The following is a 12,213-nucleotide window of genomic DNA, read 5'->3' as shown; positions in this document are numbered from 1 at the left end:
TCCTCATCGCCCATATACGCCTCCTCACCCGCCGCATCGCAAGCCATTGCGCATGCTGAAAGAGTTCCGAGCCAGGCTCTTAGGGAAAAGTAGTCTGTTTAACATGCCCCCGAAGCGCCCCGGGCCGCCTCTGATCATGCCACATGGCAAAGGAACGCCCACACAAGACATCAGGCTCGGCAAGTTCACGCCATCTGCTGGATAGGCCTCGGGTCTGCCGCCTAGAAGCCCTGATAATACCACCTTTCAGGCCCGGTCTGGTGAGGAAATCCGCTCCCCACCAGCAAAGGCATGATCGATGGCTGCCAAAGCCGCAGACACCCGCACACTCGCTGAATACCTCGTCAACGGTCATTGGGACGATGAAGGCTATCCATCGCACCATTTCACCGGCAGCACGATCTCGGTCAATCTGACAGGGCTGACCGAGGCAGGCCAAAGCCTGGCCCGCAAAGCCATGACAGCCTGGGAAGCCGTGGCAGACCTCGACTTCCAGGAGGTCGCCTCCGGCGGTCAGATCAAGTTCGACGACAGCGACGTGGACAGCGCCCGCACCGAAGTGACGGGGATCGAAGATGGCACCATCAACAGCGCCACGATCAACATCGGCACCAACTACCTCGAAAGCGGAGCAAAGGTCGGCGACTACGCCTTCCGGACCTACATTCACGAACTCGGACATGCGCTGGGCCTAGGCCATGCCGGGACTTACGGCGTGAATGCCAACTATGATGAAGCCCTGTTCAAGAACGACAGCTGGCAGCAGACGGTCATGTCCTACTTCGATCAGCAGGAGAACACGGACGTCAAGCTGGACAAGGCCCACCCTGTCACCCCGATGATGGCCGACATCATGGCCATCCAAAAGATGTACGGCGCCGCGACAGGTGGGCCGACGGGAGGCCACACAAGGTACGGGGTAGACTCGAATATCAATAGCTACCTCAATGACTTCTTTGGCAGCAAGACAGGCAGCCTAGCCGCGGATGCGATGACGATCTACGACGCGGGCGGCATCGACACCATCGATTTCAGCAACGACACCAAGGCACAGGACGTCAAGCTAGCGGGCGGAGCGTTCTCCAACGTCTACGGGCTTCGTGGCAACCTTGGCATCGCGCACGGCACGGTCATCGAAAACTTCGTCGCGGGCAGCGGCTGGGACCATGTACTGGGCAACGACGCGGGCAACCGCATCAGGCTCGGTGCCGGCGCCGATGAGGCCAAGGGGCTCGGTGGCAACGACGAACTTCTGGGTGAGGCCGGCTCCGACCGCCTCGAGGGCGGCACGGGAGCGGACCGTCTGACAGGCGGCGACGGAGCTGACCAGCTTTTCGGAGGCGCAGGCGGGGACATGCTCGTGGGCGGCCGCCAAGGGGACCGCTTGGAGGGCGGCTTGGGCAATGACAGGCTGTCGGGCGGCTTCGGGGCCGACAGGTTCGTCTTCGCCAACGGCCACGACACGGTCACTGACTTCCAGAACGATCAGGACACCGTCGTCCTTGATGATGCGCTCTGGGGAGGAAGGGATCTGGCCAGCGGCAAGGTGCTGGCCTTTGCCTCTGTCGATGGCGACGGCATCCTCTTCAAATTCGGCAATGACCATACCTTGCGGATCGAGAACGTCACGAACATCGCCGCACTTGGCGACGACCTGTTCATCGTGTGAACCCGTGTAGAAGGGGCCACCGCGACGTCCTCAGGCCTCGAGGATGTCGCGGTGGAAACGCCACAGGAACAGGAGCCCGGCCAGCCCGGTGACAAGCGCCACCCCGAACACATAAGCCGGCGACACATAGGACGGCTCGTAGCCGTGATAGAACCCGCTCCGCACCTCGCCGATGATGTGCACCAGTGGGTTCCAGGCCAGATAGCTGCGCCACTCGGGCGCCAGAGAGTCGACCAGGAACATCACGCCCGAGATGAACAACAGCGGCCGGGTAAGCACGGACCACGCCGTCGACCAGAGCGGGAACATCGACATCAGGAAACAGTTCAGCGTGCCGACTCCGGCCGCGAGGGCTGCGGCCATGGCGAAGCCCAGGACCACATGCTGCGGGACCAGTTGCGTGCCCGTGTCCATCAGCAATCGCAGCCCTGCAAGCACCAGATAGGCTACAAGCAGCTGGGTCATCAGGTTCAGCACGTAGCGCGCCACAAGCGCGTCCAACACCGTCACCCGGGGGTAGGCCAGAAGCTGGCGCGAGTAGCTCAGCGACTGGGCGACCTTCTGGCTGACGTTGACGAAGACATAGAACGGCAGCAGCCCGGTTGCGTAGAAGATCGCGAAATTCGTGCCCAGCGCGGGGCTCCGGAACCCCACGGTCATGAAGATCCACGTCATCAGCGCGATGCCTGCGATCGGCTCCACGATGCTCCAGATGTAGCCGCCAGGCCTGCGTCCATAGGTGCTCGTCATTTCCCGCAGCACCAGCGCGGCGACCACACGGCTCGTGGCGAACGGCATCTGCCGGTGGATGGATCGAAGCCGGGTGGGGTCAGGGGAAAGGGTCATCGGCAAGCCAGGGGAACCGGGAAGGGCAGCGTGCCATCATGGGCCCACGGGGCGCCGGACGCAAGGCAACGCGCGGTGCCGTCAGTCTTCGGGAAGGTCGCCGGACTAGGTTCGGCCCGCCAACCCTGCCCCAAAGGACCGCCCATGACCGCGACCTCGCCCCTTCTCGCCCTGCCCTATCTCCAGCCGGCCCAAGCCCAGAAGCACGTTACCCACAACGAAGCGCTCCAGGTGCTCGACGCCGTGGTGCAGCTGCGGGTGCAAGGCTGGAGCGCCACCCTCCCGCCCGTCTCGCCCGCGGCCGGAGACGTCTGGGAGGTCGGGGCTGGCGCGAGCGGGATCTGGGCAGGGCAAGGCGGCCGGCTCGCGCTTTGGGACGGGACGGGCTGGCAGTTCCTTGTGCCTCGCGAAGGGTGGCGGGCCTGGGATCAGGCCGGGCAAAGCCTCCGGGTTCATGTAGGAGGGAGTTGGCGTTCGCTGGTAGCGTCCCTTCAGAACATGGAAGGGCTCGGGATCGGAGCCTCCTGGGACAGTTCGACGCGTCTGGCCGTCGCGTCCGAAGGCTCGCTCCTGACCCACCGCGGCTCTCGCCATCAGCTTCGCGTCAACAAGGCGGCCGCCCCCGACACCGCAAGCCTCCTGTTCCAGTCAAACTGGACCGGTCACGCCGAACTGGGCCTCGCTGGCGGCCTCGACTTCTCGCTCAAGGTCAGCGACGGGGCGGCTTGGACCAGCGCGCTGACGGTGGCCCGCGCCACGGGCGTCGTGACGCTTCCGGCCGGCGCGGTGATCAATGGGACGCTAAAGGGAACGGCAGTCCAGACCGGCCCTGTCGATGCGACAGCGGGGCGCCTGCTCACGGCCGGCGCTTTCGGCCTGGGTGGTCCTCTGCCCGCGATCGCCAATGCCGGGGTGACGGACGGCACCATCGTTCCCGGCCTTTACGCCTATGACACGACGGCAGGAAGCAGCGGCGGACCCGCTTCGGTCATGCGAGGAACCCTGCTCCATTCGCAGCGTGGCGCGGCGTTGGGCGAGACCCAGCTTCTCGTGGCCGAGGCCGGGTCCACCGCAGGGGTCTATGCGGGCCTTGTCTTTGGGCGCTCCCGATCGGGCGGGGCCTGGAGTGCCTGGGCCTGCGGCTCCGTGCAGGACAGCAGCACGGGATCGAACGGGCGCTGCCAAAGGCAGCAGGACGGCACCCAGACCTGCTGGCACACGGTGACAACCTCCGCCACAGCCGAAACGGTCTGGACCTTTCCCCAGGGCTTTGCATCCTCGACCGGGCTGATCGTGACCATGGGCGTGAACGGCGCGGCGCTGACCGCCCTGGCCGCGCGCCATACCGCAAAATCCCCTACGTCGGTCAGCCTGTCGGTCGTGAACACGTCCGGTGTCCGCGTGGCCACCAGCCTCGATGTCATGGCGGTGGGCCGCTGGTACTGAGGCTCGATGCGTTTTTCCGCATGCTGTGACCGCCGACGGGTTTTCGGGCCGTGTCACACCCGGTATGCATGGGACCGGGACGGCCGCTGTGCAAGCGGGCGCAAAGGGTTGGGACCGAGGGCCGGATGTCAAAGAACGTGTTCCGTCTGGGACTTGGTGCGCTGGTCTGCGCGGCACTCACGGGATGTGCCCTGCCGCGCGGCGCGGCCTTCGAGTCCGAGGTACTTCGGGCCCGCAGCGAGTCCGGGGGCGAAGCGGTCCGCGACTTCGCCGTGGAGGGGGTCACCCGCGACGCTCTGGCGCGCTTTGCCTCCTGGCCCATCCCGGCCGAGGAGCAGTTGGGCTGGATCGGCCGTCAGGACGGCCCGGCCAATCGGATCATTGCGGCGGGCGACGTCCTGGCGATCACCCTCTGGAACACCGAGGACAACTCCCTCCTGACCGCACCCGGCCAACGTGCGATCACCATGGAAGCGGTGACCGTCTCCTCGACCGGTGAGGTCTTCATGCCCTACATCGGGGACATCCGCGTCGCCGGCATGAGTCCCGATCATGCGCGCGATGCCATCGAGGCCCGCTTCATCGAGGTCACGCCTTCGGCGCAGGTCCAGCTCGAGGTCGCGGAAAGCCGGGGCACCCTGGTCAACCTCGTGGGCGGCGTGGATAGGCCTGGTGCCTATCCCATGCGGGACCAGAGCTATACGGTGCTGTCGCTGATCGCCGAAGGCGGTGGCGTGCCGCCCAACATGAATAACCCGCAGATCCGCCTGATGCGGGGGGACGCGATCTACGGCACATCCATCGACCGTCTGTACTCCGAGCCCGGACTCGACACCACGCTGCGCCCCGGTGACAAGGTGATCGTCGAGCCCGACGAGCGTTTCTTCCTGTCGCTCGGTGCAGCAGGAAGCGAAGCGGTTCATCCCTTCCCCCGAGACGAGATCAGCGCCCTCGAAGCGATCTCGATTATCGGGGGCGTCACGGACTCGCGCGCGAACCCCAGAGGAATCCTGGTGCTGCGGGAGTACCCGGCCTCAGCCGTGCGGGCCGATGGGACTGGCCCCGCCCAGGAACGCGTCGTCTTCACCTTGGACCTGACCACGGCGGACGGGCTGTTCAGCGCGGGGGAGTTCCCCATCCAGGCAGGCGACCTCGTTTACGCTACGGAAAGCCGGGTCACCTCGGCCCAGACGGTGTTCTCCATCCTGGGCAGCACCGTGGGACTGGCAAACCGGGTCGGAAACCTGAGCAACTAGGGGCCTCTCGCTTGACGGAAGATGACGGGCGGTCCACAGGGCCGGGTCTGCCGCAACGGAGACCCCGATGATCGTGCTGCGCAACCTGTCCAAGATCTTCGTGCTGGAAGGGCACCGCAAGACCGTTCTGGACAGCGTCAACGCCGTCTTCCCCTCAAAGGTGAGCGTCGCGCTCCTGGGCCGCAACGGGGCGGGCAAGAGCACGCTTCTCAAGATGATCTCGGGCGCGATGGATGTCTCGGGCGGCGAGATCCTGACGGACGGCCAGATCTCCTTTCCGGTGGGCTATGCCGGCTCGTTCCATCCCGACCTGACTGGGGCGCAGAACACGCGTTTCGTGGCCCGCATCTACGGCGTGGATACCGACGCCCTCATCGCGTATGTGGAGGACTTCGCCGAACTGGGGCAAAGCTTTCACCTGCCGGTGCGCAGCTATTCGTCAGGGATGAGGTCGCGTCTGGCCTTCGGGGTGTCGATGGGCATCAACTTCGACACCTACCTGATCGATGAGGTCACCGCGGTAGGTGACGCTGCTTTCAAGAAGAAGTCGCGGCTCGTCTTCCAAGAGCGGATGAAGAGTTCGGGGGCCCTGTTCGTGAGCCATTCCCTCGGCCAAGTGAAGGAGATGTGCCAAGCTGGCGCGGTGCTCGAGGATGGGCAACTTCATTACTATGACGACGTGCGGGACGCCATCGCGCATCATCTTCGGAACCTGAACGCCTGAGAAGACGCCCCCATCCGCGCTAGCGGACGGGGGCTGAAAGGCCGTCAGCCCTGCATCTGCTGGCGGAAGCTGCGCAGCATCACGAGATGGCTGTCGATGCCGGTCACGCCGACCATGGAAGCACCGCGCGCCATCGGGTCCTGGCCTTCCTCGGCATACTGCTCGTGGATGGGGCGCGCTTCTTCGTGACCCGTGATCTGGGCATCGATATAGGCCATGTCGAACGCATCGCCCTGAGCCTGCTGGAGTTGCTCGAGGATCTGGGCATGATCCTCGCGCAGCGGGATCTGGGCTCCTTCGCTGCCGAAGGCGCGCGCGACGGCTTGCTGCTCAGCCACTTCGAGTTCCGCGAAGGCCTTGACGTTGTCGCTTTGTCCCTGCTGCTGAGCAAGCTGGCTCGTCTGCATAAGGAACATGCCCCCTTCGAGGGCGGCCATCTTGGCCTCGTCCATGGCGCCGGCGGCAGCGCCTTCCGCCGGGGCCGCCTCTTGAGCCGTAAGGGCGCGAGCGGCGGGCAGGAAACTGGCGACAGCGACGCCGCCCGCGAGAAGTTGTCTACGGTCCATGGTGACCTCCCTAAGAGTGAATGGCGGCACAACAACGGGGCGGTCGCATGGTTCCGCATGCGCGCGCGCCTTGGGCGAGGTCACGCCTGCAGGTTCGACAGCACCGCCAAGGGTTCGTCGCGTGGAGCCTGGGCCAGCCGCGCCAGCATGGCCTCGGCGTCGGCCCGGCCTTGGGCCGCGCGCTGCGCCAGCGAAGATCGCGAGAAATCCAACGCCTTCAGCGACCTCTGATGGGCGGGCGGATGGTGAACGACATGAGCCAGGACGGCAGAGGGCGCTTCGGGATCGGCCCGACGCCACAAGGCTCGTTCCCGCGCCAGCCCTTCGACACGCTTACGTGACTGAAACGCGAAGCCCAGGTCCTGTGCTCGGGTGAGCGATCCATCCAGGCTTTTGGGGCTGTCCCCTTCGGGCGAGTACAGATCCGAGGCGATGACCAGCCAAGGATCCTTCAGCTCTCCCGCGAGCACTCGATCGAGGGGCAGGTTGTTCGCAAGGCCGCCGTCCCACAGCCGGCGTCCGTCCAGCTCGACCGGGGGGAACAGCGGCGGTAGTGCCGTGGCGGCCAGAACGTGCTGGGCGGTGATGCTGTCGTGGCGGTTGTCCCACCAGACCTCCTCGCCCCGCTCGATGTCCAGGGCCAGCAGGGACATGCGGACGGTCCCGTCATTCACCCGACCCCAGTCCACAAGCCGGTCGAGCATGGCCGCCAGCGGCCCGTGATCCTGCAGCGACACGTCTGGCGGCATGAACGGAAGAGCCGACAGGAGCCCCGGCAGCCGCAGATGCGAAAGTCCGGGACGGCCGGCAAGCAGCGCATGGAGTCCAAACAGGTTGCTCCACCGCGCCCGTACCTCGCGCGGCATGAGGCCGATCCAGGGTGCATCAGTCTGCCGGGTCTCGGCCCAGAACTCCCTCAGGCGGTCGAGCCGGGTCTCAGGCGGGTTGCCCAGCAGGATCGCCGCCGTGACAGCGCCTATCGAACATCCAACGAACCAGTCGGGTTCGACGCGGGGCAGGACGGCCTGGCAGACGCCCTGGTGATAGGCGCCGAGCGCGTTTCCTCCCCCGAGGACGAGCGCCGTCCGGAATCCCTCGATCAGTTCCCGACGCAGCATCTCTGCCCTCCCCGTGGTCCCGTGCCGAACGGCATGGGCCGGGTGAGGTTCCGGAAATGAGCGCAGTCGTCCTGGTCTTTCCTAGGGCCAACCCGAGCACCGGACAGCGCCCGCATCAGTCGTAGAGCGAGGGCCGGGCAGGCAGAACCAGTTGCGTCCTACCTTGCGCCATGCCTCGGGCGATCTGCTCGGCCACCGAAGTCGCGCAGAAGCCGTCCCAGGCCGATGGACCGATCGGGACGCCTGTGGCCACCGATCGCACCCAAGCCTGCATCTGGTCGCGGTAGGCTTGTGCAAAGCGGGGCACCCAGTTGTCGGGAAAGCCGAATCCCTGTCGGCCGTCGCTGTTCACGAGCGCCAGCGCCGGAGCCGCCATGGCCACGGTCCCCCGGCGCCCGACCAGTTCAGCGTGGACATGATAGCCATAGGCGGCATTGATGAAGACCTCGGACGAGACGATCTCGCTCCGAGAGGTTTCCATGGTGATCATCAAAGGCTCGCCGCCCGGAGCCGCATGGATGCTGGCCGACACCATCTCCGCCCCCAGCAGCCAGCGGCTGGCGTCGATCTCGTGCACGAACGAGTTGGTGATGGGCATGGGCCCGGTGAACCAATCAGGCGCGCCGGGATTGCGGTGGATGTTGTGCAACAAGACCGGAGCGCCGATCAGGCCTTTATCAGCCGCTGCCTTCATCTCCAGGTAGGCTCCGTCGAAGCGTCGCATGTAGCCCATCTGGACGAGGCGGCGGCCAAGCGCCACCTCGGCCTCGACCACCTGCCAGCCCTCCGCTGCCGTGGGAGCTATGGGTTTTTCGAGAAGAACGGGCTTGCCCACCCGGAGGCAGGCCAGCGCGAGCGGCGCATGGGTGGCGTCGGGAGAGGCGATGACTACGGCGCGGATGCCAGGGTCGGCGATCAGCGCAAGCGGGTCGGAAAAGGTCCGAGCCTCGCCCGCCGCTTGGACAGCCCGCGATGGGTCCGCATCGCAGACGGCGGCAAGATGCGCTCCGCCTGTGGAATCGCGCAGCAGACGGGCGTGGTACGCCCCCATCACCCCCGCGCCGATGACACCGACGCCGAGGCTCATGCCACGTCCATCCAGGCCTGCGCCCTGGATGAGGCATGCACTGCCTCCACGAGGGACTGGATGCGCAGCCCCTTGCGGAAGTTGAACGGCTCGGGGGCTTTTCCGGCTAGCGCGTCCAAGTAACCTGCCACTTCGATGGCCTTCAGGTCGTTGAAGCCGATCTGGTGGCCGGCCGCGACGCAGAAACGGCCATAAGGCGGATGATCCGGCGCGGCCTCGATCCGGCGGAAGCCGCGGCGACCCGCAGGGTCGTCGGCCGAGTAGAAGTGAAGCTCGTTGAACCGTTCCTGCGTGAACAGCAGCGCACCCTTGGTCCCGTACACCTCGAAATCGTGCTGCATCTTGCGGCCCATGGCGATCCAGGACGCCTCGATGCTGCCCGACGCCCCATTGGCGAAGCGCACGAAGGCCCGGCCGATGTCGTCCACCTCAACAGCCTTGTGCCCCCCCTGGCCGTCGGGGCGTTGGTCGATGACGGTCAGGGTATCGCCCATGAGCCGGGAGATCGGCCCGAGCAGGAACTCCGCCGTGGCCAACGCATGAGAGCCGATGTCGGCAAAGGCCCCTCCCCCGGCGGGGTCGTGACGGAAGCCCCAGACGCCGTTCGGATCGGCCATGTAGTCTTCGGCATGGATGCCGCGGTAGCTGCGGATCTCGCCCAGCTCCCCGGCGGCGATCATGTCCCGGGCGAGGATCAGCATGGGATTGCAGAGATAGTTGAATCCCACCTGGGTCTTGCGGCCGGCGGCCTCGGCGGCCTCGGCCATCTCGCGGGCGTCCTGCGCCAACGGGGCCAAGGGCTTCTCGCAGTAGACATGCTTCCCGGCGGCGAGCGCGGCCAACGCCATGTCCTTGTGAAGGGCATTCGGCGCGGTGATGTTCACGACGTCGATCTCGGGGCTCGACACCATGGCGCGCCAGTCATCGGTCGCCCGCGCAAAGCCCAAGGTTTCGGCGGCGTTGCGCGCGAGGTCCGGACTCGCATCCGCGAGGGTGTGCAACTCCACCCGGAAGGGCAGGTCGAACACCTTCTCGGCTGCTCCGTAGCCGAAGGCGTGCGCCTTGCCCATGAAGCCCGAGCCGATCAGGCCGACGCGGAGGACGGGTTTAGTCATGTGAAGTCCCTGTTCACAATGAGCGAGGGGCCAAGCCGCCCCGCGTATTGATCGAGCACGTATCGCACCGGCTCCACCGATCATGGCTTCGACATGGCGGGGCGACCGATGCCCATTGGGGTAACGAACAGATTGCCGAACGCAAGGCGCCGCAAAGCGGGCGTTCGACCATCCGGGGAAACGGCCTGTCGCGTGGCATCCTCGGGACGAGGCATGGCGCACCCCTTTTCCCCGTGGCAAAGATCGGCCCGAACCCGCGCGGGACCTGCGCGGACCGGACGCCTTTGCAGGGAGCACCAAAGAATGAAGGCCAGGCTCGGAATCTCCCCCATATGCTGGTGGAACGACGACCTCGTGGAGTTGTCGGACGATGTGAGCCTGGAAGAGTGCCTGCGCCAGGCCTCGCAGGCCGGCTACACCGGCATGGAGACCGGCCGCCGCTTCCCGATGGACATCGACGAGCTTGGCCCCATCCTGGGCCGCTACGGAATCAGCGTCTGCGGGGGCTGGTTCTCGGGCACGATCCTGGACGGCGACATCGAGGAGAACAAGGATCGCATCCGCGCGCAGATGGACCTGTTCATCGCCGCCAAGGCCCCTTGCATCGTCTATGGCGAGGTGGCACGCTCCATTCAGGGTGAAAGGTCCAGGCCACTGGCGACGAAGCCCAGGCTTTCGGATGACGAGATGAAGGTCTATGCGCACCGCATGACAGAGTTCGGCGAGTGGTGCGCCGATCAGGGCATGCCTCTGGCCTACCATCACCACATGGCGGCAGTCGTTGAGACCGAGGCCGAGCTTGACCTGTTCATGGCCAACTCGGGCGAAGGCATTTCGCTCCTGTATGACGCGGGCCACATGGCCTTTGCGGGCGGCGACGTCCTGCGGGTGATCGACAAGCACCATACGCGAATCTCCCATGTGCACACCAAGGACGTGCGGATGGAGGTGATCGACAGCCTCGACCGCAGCCGGGAGTCATTTCTCGACGCCGTGGTGAAAGGAGCCTTCACCGTCCCGGGCGACGGCTCGCTCGATTTCGAGGCCATCGTGAAGCGGCTGGCGTCCCACGGCTACGAGGGCTGGTTCGTGGTCGAGGCCGAGCAGGATCCCAAGAAGGCTCCACCGCTCGAATGGTCGACCAAGGGCAACCAAGAGCTGCACCGCGTCATGGCGCTGGCAGGCTACGAGGTCGTTCGTTGACCGGGACCGGAGTCCGGGCGCATTGCTTCAAGGCACCCTGGTGCCGACGCTTGAGCTGACTTTGGTCACGATGTCCCAGGGCTCCTGCGCACTCTGACGAGTTGCCTGGCCGAAGCACCCCCGACGCCCTCTTGCTCGCCGGGTTAAGTTTCGGCCTTCTGTTCCCACATCGCTCCTTTGAAGCTTGCTGCCACGCTTGCGTCTCGTCAGGCCGCCTGGGGGTTCCGGGCACCCTTTGCTGCGTGGCCGCGCCGAACCTCGTCGAGAAGCGTCAGGCAAAGCCGTCTCTCCGACTGCTCCAGGCCAAGGTCGTCAGTCACGATCGCGAACTGGAGACGCAGCCAGGCGTCGTTCAACTCCGCCTCGATGCAGCGGGCACGCACCGGATCGGCCATCCGAGAGGCCATGTCGCAGAACAGGCTGCGCGCCTTCAGGATGCGGGCCTTGCCCACCACAGCGTCACGACGTCGGTGCTCGGCCATCAAACGCTCTCCGTTGTTGACGGGGCTGAGCCTAATTCGCGACCATCGCACGGCAAGGTTGCATAGGTTAAGGCGTCGCCTTTTCCGATGTGACTTCCTCCAAGACCACGGGGGCCATCCGGCCGCTCGGCCATGGAGGAACCAGCCGTGTCCATGCTCCGCCAGCACCCGCATGCCCGCTTGGACGATCACCAAGCGACCGCTTTCGACAACGACGTGCTTGAGCTGCGGCCAGCCTTGCGGGCCTTCGCACGCCGGCTATTGCGGCAGGAGACCGAGGTGGACGATCTCGTCCAGGACACCATCCTGAAGGCCCTGTCGGCCCGAGATAGTTTTCAGTACGGCACCAATCTCAAGGCTTGGCTGTTCACGATCATGCGCAACACCTTCAACACGCGCTGGCGCCGGGCCCGCCGAGAGACGATGCCCGGCAGCGAGGTGATCGAGCTTGGCGCCGTCACGCCATCCACTCAGGCCGACCATCTCTGGGCGCGCGAGACGATGGAGCGGCTCCTCAACGATCTCACGCCTGCGCACCGCGAGATCCTGATCCTGATCCCCGTCCTGGGTCTTGGCTACGAGGACGCAGCCGAGATCTGCCATTGCTCGGTCGGAACGGTCAAGAGCCGCCTGAACCGCGCCCGCGTGGCTCTCGCAGCCCTGGTGGACGAGGACCGTTCCTGAATGCAACAGGGCGTCAG

The 12,213-nt window shown here is 65.7% G+C and carries 12 protein-coding genes; 6 read left to right on the top strand and 6 right to left on the bottom strand.

The genetic code is table 11. The features are described from left to right. The first annotated feature begins 298 nt into the window (after positions 1-298). Positions 299-1,669 carry a M10 family metallopeptidase C-terminal domain-containing protein gene (locus tag FHG66_RS14245; protein WP_139077728.1) on the top strand — a complete coding sequence of 457 codons (1,371 nt, stop codon included), beginning with the start codon at positions 299-301 and terminating at the stop codon, positions 1,667-1,669. A gap of 30 nt (positions 1,670-1,699) precedes the next feature. Here FHG66_RS14245 and FHG66_RS14240 read toward each other — a convergent pair whose 3' ends face one another. Beyond that, positions 1,700-2,515, bottom strand: a complete 816-nt coding sequence (locus FHG66_RS14240) for an ABC transporter permease (RefSeq protein WP_246082613.1) — start codon at positions 2,513-2,515, stop codon at positions 1,700-1,702. A gap of 144 nt (positions 2,516-2,659) precedes the next feature. Here FHG66_RS14240 and FHG66_RS14235 point away from each other — a divergent pair, with 144 nt between their 5' ends. From FHG66_RS14235 to FHG66_RS14225, 3 genes are all read left to right on the top strand, one after another. Then, positions 2,660-3,961, top strand: a complete 1,302-nt coding sequence (locus tag FHG66_RS14235; protein ID WP_139077727.1) for a DUF2793 domain-containing protein — start codon at positions 2,660-2,662, stop codon at positions 3,959-3,961. A gap of 125 nt (positions 3,962-4,086) precedes the next feature. After that, a complete protein-coding gene (locus FHG66_RS14230) occupies positions 4,087-5,217 on the top strand; it encodes a polysaccharide biosynthesis/export family protein (RefSeq protein ID WP_139077726.1) in 1,131 nt (376 codons plus the stop codon). Between the two features lie 67 nt (positions 5,218-5,284). Then, positions 5,285-5,941, top strand: a complete 657-nt coding sequence (locus tag FHG66_RS14225) for an ABC transporter ATP-binding protein (protein WP_139077725.1) — start codon at positions 5,285-5,287, stop codon at positions 5,939-5,941. Positions 5,942-5,985: 44 nt separating this feature from the next. Here the strand turns inward: FHG66_RS14225 and FHG66_RS14220 are convergent, their stop codons facing one another. The 4 genes from FHG66_RS14220 to FHG66_RS14205 form a co-directional block, all read right to left on the bottom strand. Continuing rightward, on the bottom strand, positions 5,986-6,507 hold the full coding sequence (locus tag FHG66_RS14220) for a DUF4142 domain-containing protein (RefSeq protein ID WP_139077724.1): 522 nt from the start codon (positions 6,505-6,507) through the stop codon (positions 5,986-5,988). Positions 6,508-6,587: 80 nt separating this feature from the next. Continuing rightward, positions 6,588-7,625, bottom strand: coding sequence for a patatin-like phospholipase family protein (locus tag FHG66_RS14215; protein ID WP_139077723.1), 1,038 nt, complete (start codon positions 7,623-7,625; stop codon positions 6,588-6,590). 115 nt (positions 7,626-7,740) lie between these two features. Next, on the bottom strand, positions 7,741-8,712 hold the full coding sequence (locus tag FHG66_RS14210) for a Gfo/Idh/MocA family oxidoreductase (protein WP_139077722.1): 972 nt from the start codon (positions 8,710-8,712) through the stop codon (positions 7,741-7,743). Next, on the bottom strand, positions 8,709-9,827 hold the full coding sequence (locus FHG66_RS14205; protein WP_139077721.1) for a Gfo/Idh/MocA family protein: 1,119 nt from the start codon (positions 9,825-9,827) through the stop codon (positions 8,709-8,711). Before FHG66_RS14205 ends, FHG66_RS14210 begins: the two co-directional genes overlap by 4 nt. A gap of 303 nt (positions 9,828-10,130) precedes the next feature. Here FHG66_RS14205 and iolE point away from each other — a divergent pair, with 303 nt between their 5' ends. After that, a complete protein-coding gene (iolE, locus tag FHG66_RS14200; RefSeq protein WP_139077720.1) occupies positions 10,131-11,030 on the top strand; it encodes a myo-inosose-2 dehydratase in 900 nt (299 codons plus the stop codon). A gap of 206 nt (positions 11,031-11,236) precedes the next feature. Here iolE and FHG66_RS14195 read toward each other — a convergent pair whose 3' ends face one another. Next, the gene (locus FHG66_RS14195; RefSeq protein WP_139077719.1) at positions 11,237-11,512 is read right to left on the bottom strand and encodes a hypothetical protein; all 276 of its coding nucleotides are present in this window, start codon (positions 11,510-11,512) and stop codon (positions 11,237-11,239) included. A gap of 153 nt (positions 11,513-11,665) precedes the next feature. On the opposite strand from FHG66_RS14195, the gene FHG66_RS14190 reads away from it, so the two are divergent. Continuing rightward, positions 11,666-12,196: a sigma-70 family RNA polymerase sigma factor gene (locus FHG66_RS14190; RefSeq protein ID WP_139077733.1), complete on the top strand. Its 531-nt coding sequence runs from the start codon at positions 11,666-11,668 to the stop codon at positions 12,194-12,196. Positions 12,197-12,213: the final 17 nt, after the last annotated feature.

Origin of the sequence: Rubellimicrobium rubrum (genome assembly GCF_006152115.1) — a bacterium.
In the GTDB taxonomy this organism is placed as follows: domain Bacteria; phylum Pseudomonadota; class Alphaproteobacteria; order Rhodobacterales; family Rhodobacteraceae; genus Rubellimicrobium; species Rubellimicrobium rubrum.
The sequence above is the reverse complement of the archived record's forward strand: the minus strand, read 5'-3'. Positions and strand labels throughout refer to the sequence as shown.